This window comes from Halobacillus litoralis (assembly GCF_020524025.1).
Lineage (GTDB): Bacteria > Bacillota > Bacilli > Bacillales > Halobacillaceae > Halobacillus > Halobacillus litoralis_D.
The window spans coordinates 39302-64500 of record NZ_JAIVKN010000004.1; the positions used below are offsets into that span (position 1 = coordinate 39302).

Sequence of the window (25199 nt, forward strand, 5' to 3'; positions counted from 1 at the left end):
GTGTGTCCAAAAACTGGTAAATGTAAAAGGAGAGACGAGGTCATGGGCTGGAAAGAGTTATTGATATAGGTGCAATCCTGCATGTCATTGATTACTTCTCCTGTTTAAGAGGGGAGATATTTATATGTTCCTAATTGAGAGGGGTTTGCAGAGGTCTTCCCCAATAAAGAGGTCTGATCTCAATTGTGAACAATATTGTAATTTTTATGAAAAATAAAGAAAAAACAGGATGAAGGTGATAAACTATTAGATAAATCCTGTTGTTTTCTCATAAGGATATACAGATGTTTTGAAAGCGGTTTATTAAATTAGAAAAGGTTGATGAAAAGTGACCATGCAAGTAAAAGAGGCTTCTATTTTTGATCACACAGGCAGCAAGATTATAACGGAAGATCGTGAAATATCGGTGATCGCTAAAATGGAAGATCCAAAGATTGCTGTATTGGGGAACGTAGTTAGTGAGGCAGAGTGTAAAGAGCTTATTCGACTTTCTAAAGATCGGATGAACCGATCAAAAATTGGGTCGAAACACGAAGTGAGCGATATAAGAACAAGCAGCAGTACCTTCCTGCCGGAGGATGACATTACCACCAGAGTCGAAAGAAGAATCGCTCAAGTGATGAACGTCCCTGTAGAACATGGAGAAGGTCTTCACATCCTAAATTATAAACCAGGCCAGGAATATAAAGCCCACTACGATTATTTCCGATCCAAGGTGAAAGCAGCCAATAACCCCAGGATCAGCACGCTTGTCCTATATTTAAATGATGTAGAAGAGGGTGGGGAAACCTACTTTCCACATATGAACCTATCAATCTGCCCTCATCAAGGCATGGCTGTCTATTTTGAGTATTTTTATTCCGACCCGGTCGTTAATGAACGGACACTACATGGTGGTTCCCCTGTTATATCCGGGGAAAAGTGGGCAGCGACGATGTGGGTGCGTAGAAAACAGTATCGTTAAGAGGAAATAATAAAAGGTAGTAAGGCAAACCTGTTCATAGTAAATACATTCATAAAAAATAAAACACCCCGATCATCCATAACTGGGAGATTGGGGTGTAACTAAGATAAATAGGTGAAAGGCTGACGATAGATGCTGGATTGAGGTGAAGCATCACCTATCAATCCTTGTGCTTCTTATCTTCAGCTTTTTCTTTTTTCTTGTCCTTTTCATCTCGCTTTTTCTTCTTGTCTTTCTTCTTTTTATCCTCTTTCTGCTTTTTTCTTTCTTTCTTCTTTGATTTTTCAGCTTTTTCTTCTTCTTCCTTTTTCCGTTCTTCTTTCTTATCCTTATCCTTATCCAATTTAGCGGCCAATGGTAAGTCCAATGTCTTTTTTTTTAGTTGAGATGTGGACTTCGATAGGATCGCCGCAAATACTTTCGTCGCTGTCTTACTGCTGGAGGAGGACAAGTAATGCTCTTCATCTGTTTGGTCATAACCAAGCCATACAGCTCCTGTGAGTCCGGCGGTATATCCAACGAACCAATGGTCTTTTCCTCGATTTCCAGTAGAAAGAGGTACTTCCGTTGTGCCGGTTTTCCCTGCAACTTCAAACCCATTGACTTGTGCGCCTGTCCCGGTTCCTTCCTCAACCACACCTTTTAACATATAGGTGATTTTCTGAGCGGTTTCCGGCTCCATAACTTGAGTGGCATTGTCTTTCCACTCCCCTAAGATTTCTCCGTTAGAGTCTTCAATCTTAACAATGGAATGTGCTTCTACCATCTGCCCATTGTTTGGGAATGTGGAGTAAGCCTGTGCCATAGTGAGTGGAGAAGTCCCTTTTGTCATTCCGCCAAGGGCTATGCCGGGGTGATGATCTTCTTCTTCCAAGGGGATGTCGAAGCGTTCTAAAGCATCGATCCCATATTGAACGCCCATTTGATTTAGTAACCAGACGGCAGGGACATTATAGGAGTGAATAAGAGCTTCATACATCGTCGTCTGTCCGCGGTATTGATGGTCATAATTTTGAGGTTGATACCCATCAATATTGATCGGTTGATCTTTTAAAGGATCGAAAATATCATAGCCTTGTTCCAGAGCCGGAGTATATACGGCTAAAGGCTTCATAGTAGAACCTGGCTGACGTATTAATTGTGTGGCACGATTGAATCCCCGATAGGTATGCTCACCTCTGCCGCCAACAAGGGCATTAACTCCACCTGTAGAAGGGTTGATGAAAACACCGCCGCTTTGAACCATCTGATCCGGCTGGCTTTCTGGGAACATGCTGTCGTCTTTGAATACTTCTTCCATGGATTGTTGAATCGTCGGGTTTAACTCCGTATAAATTTTAAGACCACCAGATAAAACTTCATTTTCAGTTAAGTCATACTTGTTAATAGCTTCATCAATGACGTGATCTACATAATAAGGATAGTTCCCTTTATAGGTATCCTTCGAATCTGTACGATCAAGTACGACCCGCTCATTTTTCGCATGTTTGAACTCATCCTCGGTAATGTAGCCTTCCTCTACCATTAAAGAGAGGACCAGGTTTCTACGTTCAATTGATTGATCCATATTCTTAACAGGGGAAAGGACAGAAGGGGCTTTAATTAACCCTGCTAATAGGGCGGACTCATTTAAAGTCAATTCACTAACATCTTTCCCAAAGTAGGTTTTTGAAGCTTTTTGGATCCCCCAGGCACCTTCCCCGTAATAAATGTGATTTAAATAACGCTCTAGAATTTCATCTTTTGAATAGGATCGTTCGATTTTCTTAGTAATTGTCATTTCTCTAAACTTCCGCGATAGTGTCCGATCCTGTGTTAAAAATACATTTTTGGCCAGCTGTTGTGTAATGGTACTGCCACCGGCGACTACTTCACCACTTGCGATATTTTGAAACAAAGCACGGCCAATGCCGAAGTAGTTCAGTCCGTTATGCTTATAAAAATTCTGATCTTCTGTAGAAATTACAGCTTGTATCGTGTGATCTGGTATTTTCTCCAAACTCACTCCTTCGATCGATGACTGAGCTATTTTGGAGGCCATTTCACCATTTTGACCATAGATAATCGTTGGTTTAGGAGCTGGTGTTCTTAATTGACTGACGTCGCTTTTCCAAATCAATACGTTCATGATAAGAATCCCGGCGGAAGCCAGGAGAAGCCCCAACAATAATAATTTTTTTACCCAGCTATTATAGGAAACAGCATGCCGAAACCCCTGGGTTGAATTCTTCTGATGTCTTTTCTTGTTTCTTTTCACATTTCCCCGCCTCAATCTTCAAGTATAACTAGTGAAGTGTATATTGTTCTATAGGCTCAAGGATAAGTCAATACGACATTAGGTGGGCTTCTTCGTTAAGGACTTCTTGTTTATAGGAGACCTTTGCGTATATTTTAATATGTTATGCCTTACAAAAGTATAAGAAATAGAATAAGCTCTGGATTAATATCATAAATACTGGTAATTTAATAGATAAGGCATTCTCGTTATATCTACCTATTTCAAAAGAAATTCACTTCATACCATTTACTCAATTATTTAATTGTACCGGCCTTTATGTCTAGACATATAAAGGAGGAGAAGTATGGGGATATCTAATTCAACGAGAGCGTTCCAGCAGGAAAAGTGGGCTTCTGTTTTAATGAGCCTGGAAGATGATCAGTTTGTTGGTCGTCAAAAAGAATTAGAATTCTTTCGGGATTTTCTTTATGGAAATAAGAAGATATTACATTTCTATGGTACAGGAGGAATAGGGAAAACTTATTTGCTTCATGCTTTTCAGAGGGTAACAGAAGACATGAATGGCTTTGTTTACTTAATGGTCGATAGCGAAGATTTCGCGGGGAGTCCGGCTCATTTTGTTGAGCAGATTCTCTATGTACTGCACTCAAAATTGGATATCGATCTAATTGGAGATGCTTCTAATACAAGCCTCAATCAATGCATTCATGCCTTGGGAAAAGCCTCTCAGCAGTATCATCTTGTTCTGGCGATAGATACGTTTGAAAAAATGGGACCTTTGGAGCGTTGGTTCCGAGAATTCTTTCTTAGAAATCTGCCTCACTCCACCTCAGTCCTATTAGCAGGCCGTTACCCACTTACTTCAGGATGGATGGATTCTCCAGCGTGGAGATCCCTGTTGACTCAAAAGTTACTTAAAGGCTTTAATTACGAACAAACGCGTTCGTACCTATATAAGTCTGGAATTAGAAATGAATCAGCACTTCAAGAATATTGGCAGTTTACAATGGGGCATCCACTTACTGTTTATCTCTCTACCATGACAGGGAATCAAGACGGGGAAGAGGATCTACCAGAAGATAAACATCAAATTCTCTCGTACCTTACCACTAAATGGTTAAAGGAAGTAACGGATCCGCAGCTTCAAGAATTAGTAGAAGCCGCAGCCATCCAACGTCATTTCAACCAGGGAACATTGGCTTATGTCTTGAATCGGGACATTAGTACAACATTATTTACACAACTTACTTCTCTTTCATTTGTGAATCAGTCGACGAATGGATGGGGCATGCATGACCTTATCAGATCCGCCATCCTCGTGAATTTACAACAACGAACTCCTGACCACTATCAGTCTTTAAAACAGAGATGCGCCTCTTACTACCTTCATAAAATCAATACCAATCAGACGACAGCAAAAGATATTGCGGAATATTTTTACCATATTGGTGAAGATGTAATTCAATCCTCGTTTTTTCAAGGTCATTTGGATACAAAAAAATATATAGAACACGTGGGGCCACACAATTTTCATGAAGTGGAGGCGTATTTTGAAAAAAGAAGGAAGCAGACAGAAGAAAGCATTGCTCATTATTATCATCGCCAGTCAGACCAAACGTACAAATATTTTGTATCGGCAGAACACAATCAAAGAGAAAATGAACTGATTGACGCCGGTTATGTAGAAAAGCTTGGTTATAACGTGTGTAAACTAGTGAAAAATCATGATGGAGACACCATCGGAATTTCAATCATTGTCCCTATTCACTCGTTTACGTTGGAGCATTTAAAAAAAGAGCCCGTTTCCAGAGCTTATTTCAGTCAATTGACTGAAAAAGAGGAGAAAACGTACCGGGCTCCAAGAGATACTTGTTCTGGTTTTTTTATAAGGATGCTGGACTGCCTGGATGCTGAAGATTCCCACACAAGGTCTTTTTTATTGTACAACTTATTTCCTCTGCTTTTGTCTGGAGGGCGGATCATTACTTCCACCCCTATCCCTTTTTTTCGTAAATTGATCCTGGCCTTTGGATTTGAAGAGGTCCCTGAAGCTACTCATTATGACTTTGGAGCGAATCGTCCTTCTCCTACGTACCTTCTCGATGTAAGGGGCTCACGGTTAACGGAATACTTAAAACAATTTTCACCACAAGATGGATATATTCGTCGAGTGGCCGCCCGGCATGGACTGACGAAGCGTGAACAAGAAATTCTCCAATACATCCATGATGAGTACTCGAATAAAGCCATATCAAAAGAACTCTACATTACCGAAGTCACAGTTAAGAAGCACGTAAGCAAAATCTTAAAGAAATTTGATGTGAGAAATCGTACACAATTAATGAAGCGAATATCCGGGATTTCCTCTTAAATCAATTGGATTCAGGAAGTTTTATAATGGTGTATTTTCCTATGAGCGGAAGAGGTTTCATCTCGCCTTTTGAACTGTTGATCAATCCGATGATGAAAAGCGCTAATAACAGCAGGTTTCCTACCGGTAAAACAATCAACCAGCCAAGAATAGGGACAATTGTACCGATGGCATTGATGGCTATGGCGAGTAAAAGCAAAAGCAGCCCTTGATTTGCATGATACATGGCAAACTTAGATTCCTTTGCAATTAAAAGAGGGAGAAAGAAAATAATGTACGATAAGATTCCAACCACCTTATTCTGCTCGATGTCCGCGGATTTTTCTTTTTCTTTTACTTGTGAATCCATAGGAACACTCCTTGTAAGAATGATTTTTATTGAACCTAATGATACGGACTCCTGCTGATTGTTTAAATTATACCTAGGTATAGTCTTCAAAAAGATAGGAAGTCCAATTGTCCACTTGAAAAAACTATACCCGGGTATAGTTTTTTCCTTTTCGAACAGTTGATACGATTGATACGAAAGGGTACCCATAAGGCAACGAAACCACCTAAGGGAGGAAATGCTTTGAAGGGTTCAATAGGCAGGAAGTTATTCTTATACGTGATGGTTTTGCTCTGGATTTCGACAGGCTGCAGCAGCCAGGATGCCGGCAGCACAGAAAGTGAAAAAGAAACAGACGTTGAACAAGTGATTGAGGAAGAAAATCTTAAAGGAAAAAATGAGTCTGAAGTTAGTGAAAGCGCAGAACCTGGGGAAGAAAAGAGCACGATGGAAGAGGAATGGGATGTCAGTCAGTTACAGGTGATTCAGGGTTTTTCTGATATGGTCGATCATTTCTCCGTTCTTTCTTACTCCTTTGGTGTGAGTGGCGAAACAACCATCATTACTATGGAGTGGATGGGGGAAGAGCAGATAAATGGAAAGCAAACGGACCACGTCAAAATGAATATGAAAGATAGCGGAGAGCCTGGTGAAAATATTGAGTTGTGGATTAATCAAGATGGAGAAGCGGAACAGTTAATTTCAAATGGTGAGAAAATGGAAAACGAACTAGTGAAAGCACCAGGTCAATCATATGTTATGATGCTTCTCATGCCTTTCAACTTTATGGAGAGTAGAGACGTTACGAGTATATTAATGGAAGAACAATCGTTTCCTAATGTGGATGTTACGAAAAAGGGGGAAGGGCGGAAGAAGATCGGGGATGTGGAAGTAGAAACATACACTTATGACGTGGAGACCGAAGGGGAACCGTCTACTTGGGAGGTTGGCAATTTTGGAAACTTCCAACTATTAACGAGCTGGACGGTTCAAACGGATGGAGTGGAATCAACTTTCGAAGTGCTTGATTTAAAGCTGAGAGACTAACTATGCTGTATGGTCTGGATAAATATCATGGTTCCAGCACCTCCATGTGGCGCGCTTCCGCCACATGGAGGTGTTTTACTTATCTATATTTGGGGGTTTTAGAAGCAGGCTTACGTTCCTTTAGGTGTTTATATCTCTCTATGAATTCCCTCCCAAAACCCTTGCTTTCCTTTTCATCCCATAGTAATCTTGGGATTCAATGAAGGGAGTGGGGAGACCATGAAGAAAGTGGTCATCTTAGCCGAAAAACCCTCTCAGGCAAAAGCATATGCAGAGGCTTTTACGATTCAGGAAAAAACGAAAACTCACATACTATTAAAACCGGATGACACATTCCCAAATGGTGCGACCATTACGTGGGGAGTCGGACACCTGGTGGAATTAAAAGAACCTCATGACTATAAACCGGAGTGGAAGCGGTGGAAGCTTGATCAACTGCCGATTGTTCCTGAAAGGTTCCTTGAGAAAGTTTCAAAAGGAAAGTGGGAGCAGTTTCAGGCGGTGAAACGGCTGTTTCAGCAGGCGGATGTGATCGTGAATGCAGCCGATGTCGACCGGGAAGGTTCGAATATCTTTTACAGCATTTTGCGCTTAACCGGCGTAAAGGGAAAGCCGGTCCGGCGGTTATGGATTAATTCTCTTGAGAAAGATGAAGTGCGTAAAGGGTTTAAGCATTTACAAGATAACGAAAAAGACCTGCGTTTATTTGACGAAGCAAAAGCACGGCAGATTAGTGACTGGCTGGTAGGAATCAATGCCAGTCGTCTGTTTACACTTCTTTTGCAGAAGAAAGGTTTCTCAAGCCACCTGTCCATTGGTCGCGTACAGTCGCCGACAGTGTACTTGATTTATCAAAGGCATAAAGAAATTGAGAACTTTGTATCTGAACCTTTCTATCAAATCGAGGGACTGTTTCAATCAGAACAAGGCACGTATAAAGGATTAGCGAAGATAAAAGAAAAGGACAAATCTAAAGTGCAGACGCTTATGGACCAGTATGGGCTGAAGGAAAACGAAGCTCATAAAGGGGTGGTTCAGAAGGTCGACAAAAAGACAAGGTATCAAAAGTCACCAAAGCTGCACTCGCTGTCTACCTTGCAAAGTGTTGCGAACAGACGATGGAAATATACCCCATCGCAGGTGCTGAAGACGATGCAGAAACTTTATGAGAAGCGTCTCGTCACCTACCCTCGAACAGACTGTAACTTTATTACTGATAATGAATTTGCTTATTTAGTGAAGAATTTGAATGCTTATCAGGAAGCGATGAACGTCTCGTTCACACCAATATCATTGAAGCCTAATAAACGTTATGTCGATAGTCGTAAAGTTCAGGAACACTATGCCATCATTCCAACAAAATCGGTTCCCAGTCAAAAGAAACTGAGTGGCTTAAGCCGGGATGAACAAAATATTTATCGTGAGGTTCTGGCCACAACTCTGGCGATGTTCCATACGGACTACATTTATGAAGAGACGACGATTTTCACACACGTCCAGGACTTACCGTTTAAATCAACGGGAAAACGTGAGGTGAGCAGAGGCTGGAAAGAGCTGTTCCCGAAGCCGTCTAAGGCTGGTGGAGAGAAAGAACCTTTACTTCCCGATGTTCAAAAAGGGGAAGAGGTAGGAGCGAAGCTTCATATTAAAGAAAGCATGACACAGCCGCCAAAGCCATATACGGAAGGGCAGCTGATTAATATGATGAAGACATGCGGGAAGCTCATGGATGATGAAGAAGACGTGGAAATCTTGAAAGAGGTCGAAGGCCTCGGGACAGAGGCCACCCGTTCCAGTATTATTGAAACGATTAAAGCACAGAAATATATTGAAGTGAAAAAGAACAACGTGTCTGTGACCGATAAAGGCATTATGCTTTGTGAAGCTATTGAAGGTACGCTCTTATCAAGTCCCTCCCTTACGGCGAAATGGGAAGCGTATTTAAAGAAAATTGGAAATGGCGAAGGCTCTAAACAGGTGTTTCTCAAGCAGACCGGTCAATTTATTGAAAAGCTGATTCAAGAAACCCCGGGCTCGATTGAACAAGTCCACGTGAAAAGCACCGGCGAGAAGAAGAAGTGGAATGAACCGATTGCTAAATGTCCGGCTTGTGCTGCGGGGGAAATTATTGATCGATACAAGTTTTATGCGTGTTCTGCCTACAAAGACGGGTGCAGCGTAACATTTCCGAAAAGACTGGCCGGGAAGACGTTAACGCAGAATATGATTAAAACTTTGTGTGAAAAGAAGCGGACGAAGGTGCTGAAAGGATTTAAAGGAAAGAAAACGTTCAGTACCGCTTTAACACTGGATGAAGATTATAAAATTAAGTTCGATTTTAAAAAGAAAGCTTAAAGTGAAAATGTATGGTTTACATGAGTCCCCGGCCGGCGTGTTATAAAATGAGCACGACGGGTCCGGGTATTTTTAATATTATTACATCACACCCCCTTCTCTAAAAATGGTTAAAAAGAAGCTTACCTGCACAAAGGTGACACTCACAGGTGAACTTTCCTCAAGTACACTCTTTCCCTTCAATACATAGGATAATTCAAACAATAGGAAGGGATTTGAGAAAATGTACGTCAGGCCCTATGTTCAATATCCTTATTATGTAAATATGCCGATGTACGGCTATAGAAATCCTGCTGGTTACTGGCCTAATCTGAATCAGCAAAATGGATTTAATGATTATTACAGGATGATGGTAAAGGATTACGGATCCAATCCATTTGTTATAGATATTAATCAAGCGACGAAGCAGAACGATACGTATCGGACGGCTTTATGGACAGGATCAAACTTACAAGTTACCTTAATGAGTATTAATGTTGGCGAAGATATTGGTTTGGAAGTACATCCAGATGTCGATCAGTTTTTACGTATTGAACAGGGGCAGGGAATTGTTCAAATGGGAGAGAGTAAAAATAACTTAAATTTCGAAAGAGATGTATATGATGATTACGCCATCATGATACCTGCTGGAACATGGCATAATGTAACCAATACAGGAAATACACCGCTTAAGCTGTATTCGATCTACGCTCCTCCCAATCATCCATTCGGAACTGTTCATGTTACCAAAGCCGATGCAGTGACTGCCGAGGAAGGCGGCGGGAAGGGAAATGGAAACAACCTTGTTTTCGGTAAGACACCAGACGAATGGGTGCAGTACACGGAATTTCTGGTTAACGAAGGGTTGGAAGATGTGAAAAGAGGGATAAATGCGACGCATATCCTCCAAGAATTTATCCTGATGGGATTGCTTGTAGGGAAAGGATATACTCCTGAAAAGGCATATGAAACAGTAGAAGAATGGGAACGTACAGGGAAATCAAAACTCCTTCAACAAAGTAAAAATATGTAATGGTTTAAAACAAATGGTGAAGACTCTGTAGAAGTTAAGTGCCTGACCTACACCTATTCATCCGGTGGGACTCAGGCACTTTGGTTACTTTTCTATATAGAAGAAACAGGGAGTATCCTTCCTTTAATCAAAACATGTTACGATAGCTCTAGGAAAATAAAGGAGGAAACTCATAACCATGAGAAAGCTGTACTACATAGATCCATATAAAATGGAGTTTGAGTCCCAAGTAATGAGAGTAGATCAAGATGAACGTGGTTATTATGTCATTCTTAAAGAAACCGCGTTTTATCCCACGGGTGGCGGGCAGCCACACGATACAGGAACATTGAATGAAATCGAAGTGATTGATGTCGAAGAAGTAGACGGTGAAGTACGTCATTATACGGAAGAAAAGCTGGATTCCGACACAGAATATGTACAAGGAAGCATTAATCAAGATCGTCGGATCGATCATATGCAGCAGCACTGCGGCCAGCATATCATATCAGCTGTTTTTGACGACCAGTTCAATATTCCGACTACCAGCTTTCATTTAGGAAAAAAGACGGTAACGATTGATTTAAATGCAGAAGCACTCGATGACGACTTATTACAGCAAGTTGAACAGCAGGTGAACCAGATTATTCGAAGGAATCACCCTGTCGAAACAAAATGGATGTCGGTGGAAGAGGCGGCAGAGTATCCGCTTCGTAAACCGCTGGCTGTTAATGGTGAGGTACGCCTTGTGATCATTCCGAATGTTGATTACAACGGATGTGGAGGCACGCATCCTTCCTCTACAGGTGAAGTCATGGCTGTTAAGTTCCTGGGTTGGACAAAAAACAAGAAGCAAGTACGCTTAGAGTTCGCCTGCGGTTACCGGGTGTTGGATATGCTTGGACAGAAGCATCGAATACTAACCGAAATGAAACAGATCGTTCCTAAGCCAGAAGGGGAGCTGGTAGAGGAAGTGAACGAGCTGATCCGCTCCAGCAGGAAAAAAGATAAGAAAATGGCGGATCTTGAAGAACAACTCCTACAGTATGAGGCGCGTGATATCGTTTCTGAGTCACAGGATAATCGTGTCATTCAACGCATTTATGAAGGCCGTTCCATCAAAATGCTCCAATCGCTGGGTAAATCCATTATGGAGGAAGCACCTCATGCTTATCTCATTCTTATTAGTGAACAGAAAGATCAACTGCAGTTCGTACTCGCTCATGGATCAGACATTGATCGTAATATGAATGAAGTGGCTAAACAAGTCCTTCCTCTTATTGAAGGAAAAGGGGGCGGCAAACCGAACTTTGTCCAAGGGGGCGGCAAAAAAAACATCCATGCAGATGTTTTTGCTGATCGAGTAAAGAACGTCCTGTGAGTATTTCATAGGGCGTCAACCTTGTTAAAACAGCCTAATGGACGAGTCTGCCTGCTTGAGGAAGTCAAGGGCTGCCTATAGAATACAAACAGTAGAAGAAAGTGAGTGATCATGATGCATAGAATTGGTGTTTTAACGAGTGGAAAAGATGCACCGGGGATGAATGCAGCCATACGCTCAGTCGTACGGTCTGGCATCTATGAGGGCATTGAAGTGATTGGAATCAAGTACGGGTTCCATGGCCTATTAAATGAAACAATGGAGAAAATGGATGCCGCATCCGTTGGTTCTATTCTCCAAAAAGGAGGAACGATTCTTCAAGCCTACACATCTGAAGAAATTGTTACCGAAGCTGGACAGGAGAAAGCCATCGAAAATCTGCAGAAACATGGAATCGATTCCCTTGTTGTCATTGGAGGGAAAGAGGCCTTAAGAGTCACAGCATCCCTTGCGGAGAAGGGTTTGCCGTGTATCGGCATTCCTGCCACCATTGATAATGATATCCCGGGCGTGGATGAGGCGGTCGGTTTCGATACGGCTTTAAATACGGTTATGGATTACATCGATCGAATTCGCGATACTGCATCCTCCCATGAAAAATCATCAATTATTGAAGTTATGGGGAAAGATACTGGAAACCTGGCATTATCCTCTGGTCTTGCAGGGGGCGCTGAAAATATTTTAATTCCAGAAAAGAAAGAAGATATTGAGGACATCGTCGATAAGATGAAAAAGGGACCTTCGGGCGCTATGAGGTACAGCATGATTGTGGTAGCAGAAGGGAGTGTAAGTGGGAACGATCTCAACGTCAGACTTAAAGAAGAAGCAGGGATTGAATCTCGCCTAACCGTGTTGGGACATACACAGCGTGGCGGCGCTCCTACAGCAAGAGACCGTATTCTTGCCAGTCGTTTAGGTGCTTACGCGGTTGAGCTGCTGTTGAATGACGAGTCAGGGAAACTGGTGAAGGTTGAAAATCAACAGCCAGTCAGTCAGCCTTTCAATGAGCTTTTCTCACAAAAATCTCAAATTGATGAAAACCTGTACGACTTGTCTGGCAGACTTTCGATTTAAGAGCAAAGTACCTTTCATATAGAAGCACAAAGGGATCAGCTGAATGAAAAGCTGATCCTTTTTTGTTGTTGGAAACATCGTGGAAAGATTTACAGGTTAAAAATGATGGAAAAATCCCGCCGGATAAAGTTACGATGGTAGTAGAGTGTTTAATGGATATGGGAATAAATGAAAAAACTATGCGTTAGGGAGTTTACTCATGGAACAAGTAAAGCGAATACTGTTAATCGTAATTGGAAGTGTATCTTTAGGTCTCGGTGTGTTGGGAATTGTACTTCCTCTTATTCCGACGACACCTTTTCTACTGTTAACAGCTGCGTGTTACGTGCGAAGTTCTGATCGTTTGTATAACTGGCTGATGACAAATAAATGGTTTGGAACCTACATTCAAAATTATAAAGCAGGTCGGGGCATCCCGTTTAAAGCGAAAATATCGATGCTCGTTATGATCTGGGGATCTTTTTTATTTTCGGCGTTTTATATCGCCCCCAACTGGTTTATGAAATTCGGCTTTATCTTTGGCGGATGCTTTTTTACTGTGGTAATCTTTCTCTCCAAAACTTATAAACCTGATAAGGAAGAGGCATAATCCTGGCTTCAGGCGTTGTTAAACGTTGGTGCTGTTTTTTCATAGAATGTCATTTATGGATAAGGGAGCTTATATGAAATCGGTATCTAACTAATTCCAAATAAAAGGGTTCACTTGGAATTTTTCGGTTGAGTGAGGGATAACCTGTATCTAATCGTGTTATGATTAAGGGTAGAGTGTTTTGTTATAATGATATGTTCACACCTCGCGGACTGCTCTTTACATTCTGGCTGTGTGAACAGGTAATACCATTGGAGGATTAGAAATGGATAATAATGATATATTGATTCGATTAAGATATGCGCTTGATATTAAAGATCAAGATATGGTCAAAATCTTTGAACTGGGCGGCGTTGATCTGACTAAAGAAGAAGTACAAAAAGTGCTGACAAAATCAGAGGACAGTTATGATGAATATGACGATGAAGACTTCGAAGATGAGGAACATATTAAATGCACAAACAGCATGTTAGAGTCTTTCTTGAATGGCTTGATTACTTTCGAGCGGGGACCGCAGGAAACGAAACCCGGTCAGCCTGATAAACCTGACCGTTCCATCAAGAATTACTCAAGCGTAAATAACGTCATGTTAAAAAAGGTTAAAATAGCACTGAAGCTGAAGAACGAAGATGTCATTGATATTTTAGATGCAGCAGGTGTCACAATAACCAAAGGGGAATTAAGCGCGATCTTAAGAAAAGAAGGGCACAAAAATTATAAAGAGTGCGGAGATAAGTATGCGAGAAATTTCTTAAAGGGACTGACAATTAAATATAGAGGATAGTAAGGCCGATGCCTGACTTCCAATGCTCTTTTTGAGTGTTGAGGGTCAGGCTTTTTTTGGTTCATGACAGGAATGGGGATTTGGAACACATGGATTTCCAGGGATATATAGAAACCTATGGAAATAGACTTATTGAGAAAAGAAGGATATATACAAAAAGACCTGGTATTTGTAGCATAAGCACTTTTTTTGATGCAGAGAAACCAATAAATAGGAGGTTCTTTATGTCAGTTATCCTGGAAAACGCGACGGATGATGAACTGATCAGAGCCAATCAAAGGAATTTAATGGATTATTTCAAGTTAACAAGTGAGCACAGTGAAGACATTCATTACTACAAGGAGGAAGGTGTTGAAGGCCTTTATTGTCCGGAGTTACCAGCAGGTGTTGTAAACCGTATCATAAAAACAGAGGAAAGGAAGGACAACCTGGCTCAAATGATTAAACGGGGATGCCGATTTTACCAAGGTAAAAAGAGCGCCTTGTTTTGGGAGGTATGGCCATCCATCTCACCATCCAATATGGAGGATATATTGAAGGGGGAGGGCTTTCGTTATTCCTCTGATTATCCAGCTATGGCCATTCCACTTGATCAAGTTCAGCAGGAAGATTTGAATAATCTTAAGATTAAGGAAGTGGAATCAAAAGTGGAAGCGCGGTTGTTTGCAGATTTATTTCAGGAAATTTATCAACTGCCTGACATAGCTGGTAACAGTTTTTACGAGTTAGTAATCCATGCTGGTTTTAATGAAGACTTAGTATCTTATATTGGATATGAGTATGGAAAGCCTGTTTGTATTTCAGTGGTTTATTACAGCGCCGGAGTCGCCGGGATATATAATGTTGGGACCAGGTCTGATCACTGCAGAAAGGGTTATGGCAGGCTTATTACTGCTTATCCGCTTATGGATGCAAAAAAACGGGGCTATCAATATGCAGTTCTACAATCGTCTGATCAGGGAGAAAAGGTTTATCAGCGAATGGGATTCCGTGAGCAGTGCCGTGTTCTTCGTCTGGAAGGCGGAGGAAAGGCTTAGGCATAAAAAACTAATACTTAAGAATAATTAAAACCACCTTCATAGGTTTAGTACTGCACCTATGAAGGTGGTCTTTTATAAAAAGTCTTCACATTAACTTATGACTTGATGTTCTGTTTGGTATAACTGATGAATTGAGTTTCTATTAAAAATAATATACAACCGATCTCTTTTCTTAGGCCGTCGTTTGTGGGGTGAATTCTATAGCGAACCTAAAAGTAAACTCGTCAATTCATCTTCATGAACTTGACGGGTAATCCTATTATTTATATTCTACTAAACTTTTTGATTGGTTCTCGAAATTCCACGCATCGCGGCACATATCAATGACGTCACGTTTGGCTGTCCAGCCAAATTCTCTCTTGGCTTTTGACGCATCAGCATAGCAGATTGCAATATCTCCAGGCCTACGACTAACAAATTCATATGGAACTTTGATTCCATTAGCTTTTTCAAAAGCTTTCACTAGCTCCAGTACACTGGTTCCCCGGCCTGTTCCTAAGTTATAAACATGAGCTCCTTTTTGGATGTGGTCGATTGCTGAAACATGCCCTTCTGCTAGATCAACGACATGGATATAATCTCTTACTCCTGTAGCATCTTTAGTTGGATAGTCATTTCCGAAAATTTTTAATTTCTCAAGCTTTCCTTTAACAACTTGAGTAATATATGGCATTAGGTTATTGGGAACACCGTCAGGTTTTTCACCAATTAAACCACTCTCATGAGCGCCAACGGGATTAAAGTATCTAAGTAGAGCAACGGAAAGTTTGGGGTTTGCTCTTGAAAAATCAAGAAGAATCCTCTCACACATAGCTTTAGTTTCTCCGTAAGGATTGGTTGTTGGTAAAGGATTCATGGTTTCTACAAAAGGAACTTCATTGTCACCATAAACGGTTGCCGATGAACTGAAAACAAACCGATTTACATCATACTTTCTAGATGCTTTTGCAAGAACAAGTGTGCTGATAATGTTATTCCAATAGTAAGTTAAAGGGACTTCTAATGATTCTCCAACTGCTTTATAACCAGCGAAATGAATAACGCCATCTATTTGATGCTCGCTAAATATTTTGTTTACAGCTGATTGGTTAGTCACATCAACCTGATAAAGCGGTATTTCTTTACTAGTGATTTGTCTTAATAATTTTACCGTCGATTTTCTACTATTGTAAAAGTTATCAGCAATTATTACCTTATGTCCTTTATCAAGCAAAGATACGCATGTATGAGAGCCTATATATCCTGCCCCTCCGGTTACTAGAATGTTCATAAAAGAGATCCTCCCCGAATAAATAAGATTCTTCTCCTACCTATCCAATTCGTGAAATCAATTAAAATAAATGATTACCATTTATTTTGTTGAGATTTGAATTTTATTCAACCATCTAATTGCTTTTTGCAATCTCTTCCTTTCTTTAAATGGCATGGTTCCTTGTCCTAGGAATGCATGGAATTCTATATTTTGTAAATAGCGTATTAAAGTGACGGCAGTATATATGAAAGAAATGGCGGACCCGATAGCAAAGCTGATCCCGTAAGCCTTATAATTATATGGGAGCAACAATAGTGTTGTAGATCCGTTAACCGCGAAGAAAAAAAGTGTACAGTACATAGCTCCTTTTCTATTTTCAAAATAAAGAAGCATCAATAAAAAAATCATGAACATCACGGTAGAAAAAGCACCTAGAGTAGTGAACCTGAAGATAGATAAAATTCGTTGATTGATGCCCATTAAGTTAAATAAGTATCCAGACATAATGAGGATTAGAATAGTGAAAATGGCTTGAGATTTAATCAAGTTTTCTATGTCCTTACTCAATGTTTGGAACATCTTTTTTTTCTGATTATTGATTTCTGTTAATGTCCCTCCTTTATTTATATAGTCATAAAAAGAAAGGTATTGTTTGTAAAATTTTGTTTCTAACGATACTACAAATAGGACGATGGCAGGGATGATGGTCAGGAAGCTCCAAAACAATGCTGTATCATACTCTGGATGAATGAGGAAAGATTGTTCTATAACCCTGGATCCTGCACCGAACCAGATAATAAAGCTGGAAATCCAAATTCCTAAATTGTAAAATAAACCAACAATAAACATAGAGGGGTGGTGTCCAAAGTAAGAGAGATAGTTAAATTGATGGGTAATGGATGTTGTTGGGAACGTTTGGATAAGTGTATGAAAAAGAATAAAAAGGGTAATAACCATTCCCAAGGTAAAGCCGATCAGTAAGATCAAAGCGTAAGAGTTAGGATTATAGAAGTTCTCAAAAATAGGCGTGCTTGAAATGTAATTGAAGACAAAGGCTGAAACTCCACCCGCCAGATAGGCAGTACTTATGATTTTATAGTTCTTTGCAGCTGTTAAGAAAAGGGAAAGCACCCAGATTAGATTAATCGATCCAAACAATATGAATAAAGTCCCTTTAAATAGAAGTGATAAGGGAGAAATGATGCAAAACACGAACCACATCATAAAGCTAATGATGGTTATAGTTTTACTAACACCTAAGAAGGCAGGGAAAATATCCTCTCGCTCTTCTTTATAAATCAAATCAGCTACATACCTGGTGACAACAAATTGGTGGGTACCAAAACTAATTTGCGAGAAAATAAAGCAATAGGAAACAGCAAAGGTGAAAAGTTCTATTTGACCAGGGGTATATGACTGCATGTACCCAGCCAGCCAATGAATCAAAAAAATTGTAGTTGTGACAATCAGCCATGGCCCTGATGTAACAAGACAAGCAAAACTGTACGCTTGAATTTTTGACGAAAGGTAATCCTCTTCTAAAAGTTTCTTAAGGTGAAACCCTATCCCCGCCATACATAGCACTCCTTTCTTGGTACAAAGTGGAATAGTGTTGGATGACTTGTGTTAATTGATAAAATTCTTTCACACGTTTCTTTCCATTTGAGCCCATTTCCTTTCTTTTTGTAGGATGTTCATATAGCCATTTGCACTTAAGAGCCATGGCTTCTGGATTTACTGGAGGGATAACAAAACCAGCGTCCCCAAGTGAATCACCTATCCCTCCTTTAATTAATTCAGAACAAGCACCCACGTTGGTAGTCACCCAGGGAATTCCGGCGGCCATCCCTTCTAATATAGCTAAAGGCTGTCCTTCTGATATACTACTTAATACACAAACATCAAAGCGAGGTAGATACTCAAGAACATTTACTTCTCCTGATAGAAGAACTTCCTGCGTAAGGTTCAACGATTTTATCAACTCATCACATTCCTTTGCATACTTTGGATCCTCGCTTACAGGACCCATAATGGTTAGTTCAAAAGGAACTCCATATTTCTTTAAATAGTAAGCAGCGTGGATCATAGTCTTAATATCTTTGATAGGAACAACTCTAACGATTGCACCTATTTTAAACTTTTCGTTTACCTTGTTTAACATTGGGGCGTTTGTGAATTTTTCAAGTTCTATCCCATTTGGAATAACCCTTAATCTTTCCTTTGGCGCCCCTGACCTTTTTTGAAAGTTGCTATTGCTTTGAAATAATGTAATAATATCATCTGCCTGCTGGTAAGCCTGATTAGAAACATGATAGAAGAAATTAATCCATTTCTGTTTAAATTGACTCGGTATTCCCTTGGTTTGTATAATTTCTTCCTCTCGTTCACGAGCGTACATGCCATGTTCTGTTATGATGAAAGGAATGTTTTGTGTTTCTTTCATGTACGCTCCCACTTGTCCCGCGTACCCGGTAGAAATTGAATGAACTAAGTCAACATTCGGAAATTGGTTTTGAAGCAAGGTCAGGACAGGCATTAAAATAGATTGCCACATCATAAGGTAATCAATAAATGAATCTTGATTATCTTCTTGTTGATAATGGTCAACGACAAAGTTCCAAAAAGCAGAGCTTCTAAAAAACGTTTTAGCAGATCCGATTTTCCTTCGATCCGCAAATAGATGAAGTGCTTTATTGTATGGATCATTAAATTCACTCCAATGAAACAACTCTCTTTTTTCTTTGTCGGATAACTTAACCTTTTCATATAATTTAGGTTTTTGAAGACCGTTTAATGGAATATTTGTAATTCCTTTAACGTTAGCAGGAAGTTCATATTTATAAGTGTCTGAGCTGGATTTCCCTGCGGATATTGCTATGATTTCAAATTCTACATCAGGCATGTTTTTCATCAACATTTGTACCCAGCTAGAAACTCCCCCTTTTATATAGGGATAACTTCCTTCTGCTATAATGCCTATTCTCATTTTTTAACCCTCCATTTCAATGGTAATTTCTGCTTGAGGATCAGTTAAAGTGAGCACATAAACCGTTGATGAGTTTGTCAGTTTGTCTATACGTCCAAATTGGTATGAACCAACATTGATTTTTCTTCCTTCTTCTAGATGTATCAGTAAAATGGATGGATCTAGGATATTCTCCCCGGATATATTGATAGAACTGCTTGTATAAGTGATGTCAAAGGCAGAGTTCATGTAGATATCCATTTTTTTAGATGCTTGAGAAGCGGTTAGTGATTCCAGGTAAGGATAATGTTGAGTTGTTTTATCAAGCATATTAGAAAATCCCTCTTTCATTTCAGGCCATCCATTATTATCGGATCTGTCTGGGTCCAAAACATCATCAGGATGGATAAAGTGAGAGACAACTCCAAAGTTTGCAATTGTGTCATTCATTTCAAACTCCCTTACATTCCCGAAAGAATAATCACTGGTAACACGAGGGAAATGATGTAAGTCTGGATCTTCTTCGTCTATTCCAAATTCCTGAACGTAGTCTCCATGGGTGGCATTTCCTGAATACAAGGAGGAAATGGTTGTTAAATTCCCTAAATGATTGGTTAATGCTTTTTCGCCCGTTTTATTTAATATATTTGATGGAGGAACATAGGTAGCTATACTTTTATTAGGGAAGTAGTGTTTAAACATTTGTTTTGCTTTTACTATGGCATTTTCCATGGATTCTTGATCCGCCCAAGGATGGTAGCCCAGCGATGGGTTTGAAGGTTCTTGTTCTGTAACCAGAGATTGGTGATTGTATCCGTGCAGCCCGATTTCACCTCCAGTCTCCAATAATTCTCTCCCATAATAGGTCATTTCCTCACGATATTTTTTAACTAACTGATTAGAGGTCAATTTATTGTCATCTCTATACGTTCCAATAAACACCCCGGTATAATTTAAATCATACCTTCTAGAAAACTCCTTCATGTCTTCCCACCAAATTTCCTTGTAAAATTCTGAAATATCTAAGTTGTACTCTTTGGTAATAGAGGGATAAGATCCAGAAGGTACTGGCGATGGGAAGTCATCAATAAATATGACTTTTGCTGCTAATTGAGCACTGACAAAAGCAGGTGTTGATAAAGAAAGTGAATGAAGCAGTAAACCTCTTGTGGTCTTAACTTCCATAGCGGTTGTATTCCAATAAACCACCTTTCCTTCCTTAAAATTGTGTGTCCATAATAAAGGATGGTTTTCAGCGGTTACGTAAGTTTCTGTTTGTGAATTTAATTCAACATTAAGAACACTATTTTCAAACAACGAATCCTTTTCATCCGTGTTTGTATAACCCGGGAATATATCCTTCTCAAAATTCATTCCATAAACGCTGGACTTTTCAAAACCATAATTTTTTTTAATTCCTACTAAATCGTCCCATTTTTCATTTAAGAATCGATTAGGGATAAACAGTCTTCCTCCATTCTCGACAAACCATTGAACCTCTTCAAAAGGCCATTGTTTTGAATTCTCACCAGTTAGTACAAGCACACTGTAAGGAGAAGGGGGCAAATCCTTTATCTCTTCTGAAGAAATCGTTTGGTAATCTACTTTTGCATAATGAAGAGAATGGGTGATGTTGTTATATATTTTTTGTGATAAGTCACTTTCATCTCTGAAAATGTAGATATTCAGTCTTTCACCTTGCGGTTCACCTTCGCTTGTCATTGTATTAAATACTTGACTATAAGAGGTCGCTGGAGGAATTAAGTTGTTAATGTTCCCGATTCGACCATACTGTAATAGTCCTAAAATGAAAATGGTTAACAGAAATACTAGTCCAACTTTAAAGAGTGATTTTTTCACCATTATAGATTACCACCTATCCTTATAAGGATTTGACGATAGGAATTTGGAATACTTTCCTTTTTGACGTACTTATTTACCTTCATGATAAGCTGTTTAAGGTTATCCCAATCTCCATTTATATAATAGTGATTTATCAACCCACAGTAGCCACCATAATAATTTGGATAGTTTTTAATTAATTTCACAAAAACTTCATGTGCATCCTCTCTTTTCTTAAGTTCCTGTAAAGCCCACCCAAGTTTATTTAACAATTGAGGTTGTTCCTGCTGTTGAGTAAGGGTCTTTTCTAAGTAATCGGTGTACTCTTTAAGTATGTGAGATTTAAGGGTGCTTTCTAAAAGACCGCTCTTTAAGTAATTCTCGTAAGCCGCAATGGATTGTTCGTAATTGCTTAAATCCTCATGGCATTCGTCTTTGGTATGAGCATTAATGGTTTCTCTAAATCTTCGGTGCAATGTGTTGATTGTAGTAGCAGCGTAATGAACAATCTCTGGATCATCATCATCTAATAGCTTCTCAAGATATCGGTTCACGTTTGGAATGTTATGATCCAGTAAGACCATAATAATTTCCCGCTTGGCTACATTGTCGTCTTTTTCTAACATTAATTCTATTGACTCTGTTGGAATATCAGCTGTCCTCATGGATGGAGGTGGATGAAAAGTATCGGTAGAAGTACTATCCTCTCCACTAGAATCGAAATGATTTATAGAATTATGGGAAAGGAACCAGAACGTAAGGTAACCAAATTCACCTATTAATGGAAGGAAGATAGATATCCAACCTAACCAAATGATGACTCCATTCCACTTGTCATCTTGTTTTTTTAGCCGTTTTTTCACCAAAATCAAGACAATTAATGTGTGTAGGATAAAGAAGACGACCGTAAGAAAGACGTACATAGCACTCACCCCTCTTTTAAGAAATCATTTAATGTTTGGTCGAGGTCCATCCCATTATATTTTTCAATACAGTAAGATGCCCAATGTAACAAGTGCTCAAGCAATTGGAGTTCGTAATCATTTACTCTTTCGAGATCAAACTGCTGTAACACTAGTACGAAGTTCCAATTATTTTCTAAAGGTATGATACCGGCAAGTAAGGGAGCCTCCTCTTCATCGTTGATATTTCTGAAAACGACAGGTTCATTCATAAGCCTTTGATAAAAGGAGGGAGCTTCAGAGTAGTAAAGTACATCTTCGTGCTGTCCTACATTCTCAATGTCACCATCCAGTTGAAGCAATCCTCTGGAAGTATCTACTTTGTAAACGGCAGCAGCACTTGATTTAAAGTAATTAATAGTAACTTTTATCAGGGATGCTAATACCTTTTCTGTGTCGGATTGATTGATTTCTGTAAACATATGGTATATTGTTTTTGGTGTATTATGGTAAGTCAATACTTTATTAGTCAAGGATTTATTAGAAGTTTTTAGTTCATGAATTTTGAGATTTTGTTTGCGTAATTTGATCTGAATCTCTTTTCTCTGGGAAGTTACTTGTTCATAACGTCTCTGGTAAATATGGTAAAAGGAAGTACAAATTAAAGTGACTATGAGGTAAAAGCCTAACCACTTTACTTTATCGATATCAAAAAAAAGTAAAAGTATATCTTTTCCCCTCAATAGTGAAACAACTATCAAATATAAGAGTGTGAGTCCATAAGTGAATAACCCTATTGATCTTCCGTACATTAAAGAAAACAGAATTAAGGCAAATAGGATTGGACTTGGTTTTAAATCGAATAGGAACCAGTTGGATAATGCATCTATTAGGAAGAATATAGTGAAAACAAGAAGCACTTCAAAAACTTTTTTTGTATCATTCTTTTTCTTCATGACCTCTCTCCTTCATTAGATAATTGTTTTTTAACAAAGTGAAAATATGCTCTATATCTTTTCTGCTTTCATGGAGGTGCGTACTGTCAAATCTAAAGTTATTTATTTGATCGTGTTAGTCCTTAGTGTATTGTTAGGAGGGTTCTACTCAATTAAGTACTATGAAAATCCGTTAAATCAAAACGAATCTTTTGACTACAAAATTTACTACAATACCCCCACCAAAGAACTTATTAATAAAATGCAAAAGCTTGATGCCATTATTCTTGAACCACACTTTTATACGGTAGACCAAATAAGAGAGATTAAAGAAAAAGGGACGACAGTCTATGGATATATAAATACTATGGAGATAGATTCTTGGAATAAGAGTATTGTAAATAAAGTTAAACCTGCAGATTACTTTTATAGAAATAATGAAAAAGTATACTTTGATCAATGGGATTCATATTTAGCTGATTTCACCTCCAATCATTATCGAGAGCTCTTGTTGAATGAAATTGCTAACGAAATTATTTCTAAACAAATCGATGGTATTTTCTTAGACACAGTAGGTGATATAGACGACCAACATTCGAGATCACCTGGAATTTATGAGGAACAGCAATTAGCTATGTTTAATTTTGTGAAAGATATTCATTCCAAGTATCCAGATAAAAAGTTGATACAAAACTGGGGGTTTCAAACCCTAGAGAATTACACGGCCCCTTATATAGACGGTGTAATGTGGGAAGACTTTGATTACACTAAAATTACATCTGATTCATGGTCTCAACAACAGATAGAAACTCTTCAAAACTTAAAAGAAAAGTATGATTTACAGATATATACGGTTTCATTTAAAGAACCAGATGAAAGTAAGAGATATGCTGTAGAAAATGGTTTCTACCACCTTCATACAACAAGCGACTTTGAAAAGTGGTGAGGTCAATAGCTTTTTATAAATTCCGATTGACAACAAATTATATAAAAAGACCAAATCATACTTCCATCCATTAACCCCCGCAAATAGTCTCGTTGTTGTTCTTTTTAGAGTAATAACATTCTAAATAAAGAACATAATGGTATTATACTACTAGTTAATTAGAAGTAAAATGTCAAAAGAGGTGATTAATTTCCTATAATATGACAAAAGCTTCGCTTTCCTGCTTTTAACTCTTTTTTGCTCTTTTTATCTCTATTCCTGTAGCTGCTTGTTCTTTTTGGAGAACAAATAGGTTTCGCTGTAAATGGTGCGCCCTCTATCTTTATTTCAAATATATAGTATAAAAATAATTTTACGTTGACGAATCAATTTCCGCTTGACTCTTCCACAATGAGGCGTTTTTTTAATACAAAAGAAATTTGTCACATTAAATAGTTTCTGTTGAGATGATTTTGGTTAAATATAGGATAGTAACAATAATAGAAAGGGTGGAGAATATGAAGGTCCTTGTGGTAGGTGCAAATGGTCAAGTTGGAAAACATTTAGTCAAGATGATACAGGACAGTGAACATATGGAAGCAAAAGCGATGATTCGTAAAGAGGAACAAGCTTCTTACTTTAACGAGTTAGGTGCAGAAACTGTAGTGGTTGATCTTGAAGATGATATTGAAACGATATCGCAAGCCTATGAAGGCGTGGATGCGGTTGTATTTACGGCTGGTTCCGGCCCCAATACAGGACCAGACAAAACGGTCCTTATTGATTTAGATGGTGCTGTGAAGACGATTGAGGCGGCGAAACAGTCAGGTGTCAATCGTTATATCATGATCAGCTCTTTTGATACGACCCGGGAAGCAATTCAAGGTGCTCCTTCATCATTTGCTCCTTATGTAGTGGCTAAGCACTATGCGGATGACTTGTTGAGAAGGACAAACTTGAACTATACAATTATCCATCCGGGCATGCTTACCAATGATGAAGGAAGCGGTCAGGTCGAGGCTTCTGAAAAAGTGGAAAGAGGAGAAATTGCCCGGGAAGATGTTGCAGGCGTAATTTTGTCCACTCTAGAAAATGAATCCACGATCGGAAAAGAGTTCCAGGTTGTCGGAGGAACACAGTCCATTAAAGAGGCCATCGATTCTCTATAAAAATAAGTGGAATATAAAGAAGACCATCTGCTTCTCAGGCAGATGG

At 39.2% G+C, this 25199-nt stretch carries 21 protein-coding genes; 13 read left to right on the forward strand and 8 right to left on the reverse strand.

Annotated elements, in window-relative coordinates; genetic code table 11:
• The first annotated feature begins 334 nt into the window (after nucleotides 1-334).
• A complete protein-coding gene (locus LC036_RS14480) occupies nucleotides 335-964 on the forward strand; it encodes a 2OG-Fe(II) oxygenase (protein WP_226585200.1) in 630 nt (209 codons plus the stop codon).
• Nucleotides 965-1124: 160 nt separating this feature from the next.
• On the opposite strand, the gene LC036_RS14485 is transcribed toward LC036_RS14480, so the two are convergent.
• Nucleotides 1125-3221: a transglycosylase domain-containing protein gene (locus LC036_RS14485; RefSeq protein ID WP_413229915.1), complete on the reverse strand. Its 2097-nt coding sequence runs from the start codon at nucleotides 3219-3221 to the stop codon at nucleotides 1125-1127.
• A 325-nt stretch (nucleotides 3222-3546) separates the two neighbouring features.
• Between LC036_RS14485 and LC036_RS18590 the strand changes: the two genes are divergently transcribed.
• Nucleotides 3547-5574, forward strand: a complete 2028-nt coding sequence (locus LC036_RS18590) for a LuxR C-terminal-related transcriptional regulator (protein ID WP_319004481.1) — start codon at nucleotides 3547-3549, stop codon at nucleotides 5572-5574.
• A 1-nt stretch (nucleotide 5575) separates the two neighbouring features.
• Here the strand turns inward: LC036_RS18590 and LC036_RS14495 are convergent, their stop codons facing one another.
• Nucleotides 5576-5923 (reverse strand): hypothetical protein, encoded by a 348-nt coding sequence (locus tag LC036_RS14495; RefSeq protein ID WP_226584092.1) that lies wholly within the window; start codon nucleotides 5921-5923, stop codon nucleotides 5576-5578.
• A gap of 222 nt (nucleotides 5924-6145) precedes the next feature.
• Here LC036_RS14495 and LC036_RS14500 point away from each other — a divergent pair, with 222 nt between their 5' ends.
• From LC036_RS14500 to LC036_RS14535, 9 genes are all read left to right on the forward strand, one after another.
• Nucleotides 6146-6949, forward strand: a complete 804-nt coding sequence (locus tag LC036_RS14500; protein ID WP_226584094.1) for a hypothetical protein — start codon at nucleotides 6146-6148, stop codon at nucleotides 6947-6949.
• Nucleotides 6950-7168: 219 nt separating this feature from the next.
• Nucleotides 7169-9304 (forward strand): type IA DNA topoisomerase, encoded by a 2136-nt coding sequence (locus LC036_RS14505; protein ID WP_226584111.1) that lies wholly within the window; start codon nucleotides 7169-7171, stop codon nucleotides 9302-9304.
• A 346-nt stretch (nucleotides 9305-9650) separates the two neighbouring features.
• Nucleotides 9651-10316: a cupin domain-containing protein gene (locus tag LC036_RS14510; RefSeq protein ID WP_413229973.1), complete on the forward strand. Its 666-nt coding sequence runs from the start codon at nucleotides 9651-9653 to the stop codon at nucleotides 10314-10316.
• Nucleotides 10317-10494: 178 nt separating this feature from the next.
• The gene (locus tag LC036_RS14515) at nucleotides 10495-11676 is read left to right on the forward strand and encodes an alanyl-tRNA editing protein (RefSeq protein WP_226584116.1); all 1182 of its coding nucleotides are present in this window, start codon (nucleotides 10495-10497) and stop codon (nucleotides 11674-11676) included.
• 114 nt (nucleotides 11677-11790) lie between these two features.
• A complete protein-coding gene (locus LC036_RS14520) occupies nucleotides 11791-12750 on the forward strand; it encodes an ATP-dependent 6-phosphofructokinase (RefSeq protein ID WP_226585202.1) in 960 nt (319 codons plus the stop codon).
• A gap of 65 nt (nucleotides 12751-12815) precedes the next feature.
• Nucleotides 12816-12938, forward strand: coding sequence for a hypothetical protein (locus tag LC036_RS18510; protein ID WP_264188385.1), 123 nt, complete (start codon nucleotides 12816-12818; stop codon nucleotides 12936-12938).
• Nucleotides 12939-12949: 11 nt separating this feature from the next.
• Nucleotides 12950-13339, forward strand: a complete 390-nt coding sequence (locus LC036_RS14525; RefSeq protein WP_226584120.1) for a YbaN family protein — start codon at nucleotides 12950-12952, stop codon at nucleotides 13337-13339.
• Nucleotides 13340-13604: 265 nt separating this feature from the next.
• Nucleotides 13605-14123: a DUF1456 family protein gene (locus LC036_RS14530; RefSeq protein ID WP_226584130.1), complete on the forward strand. Its 519-nt coding sequence runs from the start codon at nucleotides 13605-13607 to the stop codon at nucleotides 14121-14123.
• 224 nt (nucleotides 14124-14347) lie between these two features.
• Complete coding sequence (locus tag LC036_RS14535) at nucleotides 14348-15160, forward strand: GNAT family N-acetyltransferase (RefSeq protein WP_226584133.1); 813 nt, start codon at nucleotides 14348-14350, stop codon at nucleotides 15158-15160.
• A gap of 262 nt (nucleotides 15161-15422) precedes the next feature.
• Here the strand turns inward: LC036_RS14535 and galE are convergent, their stop codons facing one another.
• The 6 genes from galE to LC036_RS14565 form a co-directional block, all read right to left on the reverse strand.
• Entirely contained in the window at nucleotides 15423-16433 is a 1011-nt protein-coding gene (gene galE, locus LC036_RS14540; protein ID WP_226584136.1) for a UDP-glucose 4-epimerase GalE, read from the reverse strand.
• Between the two features lie 81 nt (nucleotides 16434-16514).
• Nucleotides 16515-17990, reverse strand: coding sequence for an exopolysaccharide Pel transporter PelG (gene pelG, locus LC036_RS14545; RefSeq protein WP_226584139.1), 1476 nt, complete (start codon nucleotides 17988-17990; stop codon nucleotides 16515-16517).
• Entirely contained in the window at nucleotides 17965-19401 is a 1437-nt protein-coding gene (pelF, locus tag LC036_RS14550) for a GT4 family glycosyltransferase PelF (protein ID WP_226584142.1), read from the reverse strand. The genes pelG and pelF overlap by 26 nt, the downstream gene beginning before the upstream one ends.
• Before the next feature lie 3 nt (nucleotides 19402-19404).
• Entirely contained in the window at nucleotides 19405-21243 is a 1839-nt protein-coding gene (locus LC036_RS14555; protein WP_226584144.1) for a DUF2194 domain-containing protein, read from the reverse strand.
• Nucleotides 21243-22145: a tetratricopeptide repeat protein gene (locus LC036_RS14560; protein WP_226584147.1), complete on the reverse strand. Its 903-nt coding sequence runs from the start codon at nucleotides 22143-22145 to the stop codon at nucleotides 21243-21245. Before LC036_RS14560 ends, LC036_RS14555 begins: the two co-directional genes overlap by 1 nt.
• Nucleotides 22146-22150: 5 nt before the next feature.
• A complete protein-coding gene (locus tag LC036_RS14565; RefSeq protein WP_226584150.1) occupies nucleotides 22151-23080 on the reverse strand; it encodes a hypothetical protein in 930 nt (309 codons plus the stop codon).
• A 70-nt stretch (nucleotides 23081-23150) separates the two neighbouring features.
• On the opposite strand from LC036_RS14565, the gene LC036_RS14570 reads away from it, so the two are divergent.
• Together LC036_RS14570 and LC036_RS14575 are read left to right on the forward strand one after the other, a co-directional pair.
• Nucleotides 23151-24005, forward strand: coding sequence for a putative glycoside hydrolase (locus LC036_RS14570; RefSeq protein WP_226584153.1), 855 nt, complete (start codon nucleotides 23151-23153; stop codon nucleotides 24003-24005).
• Between the two features lie 497 nt (nucleotides 24006-24502).
• The gene (locus tag LC036_RS14575) at nucleotides 24503-25153 is read left to right on the forward strand and encodes an SDR family oxidoreductase (protein WP_226584156.1); all 651 of its coding nucleotides are present in this window, start codon (nucleotides 24503-24505) and stop codon (nucleotides 25151-25153) included.
• Nucleotides 25154-25199 lie beyond the last annotated feature (46 nt).

Bases quoted from the DNA above. Each gene is read 5' to 3' on its own strand.
- LC036_RS14480 (WP_226585200.1), top strand. From the start codon at position 335: ATGCAAGTAAAAGAGGCTTCTATTTTTGATCACACAGGCAGCAAGATT.
- LC036_RS18590 (WP_319004481.1), top strand. From the start codon at position 3,547: ATGGGGATATCTAATTCAACGAGAGCGTTCCAGCAGGAAAAGTGGGCT.
- LC036_RS14495 (WP_226584092.1), bottom strand. From the start codon at position 5,923: ATGGATTCACAAGTAAAAGAAAAAGAAAAATCCGCGGACATCGAGCAG.
- LC036_RS14505 (WP_226584111.1), top strand. From the start codon at position 7,169: ATGAAGAAAGTGGTCATCTTAGCCGAAAAACCCTCTCAGGCAAAAGCA.
- LC036_RS14510 (WP_413229973.1), top strand. From the start codon at position 9,651: ATGATGGTAAAGGATTACGGATCCAATCCATTTGTTATAGATATTAAT.
- LC036_RS14515 (WP_226584116.1), top strand. From the start codon at position 10,495: ATGAGAAAGCTGTACTACATAGATCCATATAAAATGGAGTTTGAGTCC.
- LC036_RS14520 (WP_226585202.1), top strand. From the start codon at position 11,791: ATGCATAGAATTGGTGTTTTAACGAGTGGAAAAGATGCACCGGGGATG.
- LC036_RS14525 (WP_226584120.1), top strand. From the start codon at position 12,950: ATGGAACAAGTAAAGCGAATACTGTTAATCGTAATTGGAAGTGTATCT.
- LC036_RS14530 (WP_226584130.1), top strand. From the start codon at position 13,605: ATGGATAATAATGATATATTGATTCGATTAAGATATGCGCTTGATATT.
- LC036_RS14535 (WP_226584133.1), top strand. From the start codon at position 14,348: ATGTCAGTTATCCTGGAAAACGCGACGGATGATGAACTGATCAGAGCC.
- galE (WP_226584136.1), bottom strand. From the start codon at position 16,433: ATGAACATTCTAGTAACCGGAGGGGCAGGATATATAGGCTCTCATACA.
- pelG (WP_226584139.1), bottom strand. From the start codon at position 17,990: ATGGCGGGGATAGGGTTTCACCTTAAGAAACTTTTAGAAGAGGATTAC.
- pelF (WP_226584142.1), bottom strand. From the start codon at position 19,401: ATGAGAATAGGCATTATAGCAGAAGGAAGTTATCCCTATATAAAAGGG.
- LC036_RS14555 (WP_226584144.1), bottom strand. From the start codon at position 21,243: ATGGTGAAAAAATCACTCTTTAAAGTTGGACTAGTATTTCTGTTAACC.
- LC036_RS14560 (WP_226584147.1), bottom strand. From the start codon at position 22,145: ATGTACGTCTTTCTTACGGTCGTCTTCTTTATCCTACACACATTAATT.
- LC036_RS14565 (WP_226584150.1), bottom strand. From the start codon at position 23,080: ATGAAGAAAAAGAATGATACAAAAAAAGTTTTTGAAGTGCTTCTTGTT.
- LC036_RS14570 (WP_226584153.1), top strand. From the start codon at position 23,151: ATGGAGGTGCGTACTGTCAAATCTAAAGTTATTTATTTGATCGTGTTA.
- LC036_RS14575 (WP_226584156.1), top strand. From the start codon at position 24,503: ATGAAGGTCCTTGTGGTAGGTGCAAATGGTCAAGTTGGAAAACATTTA.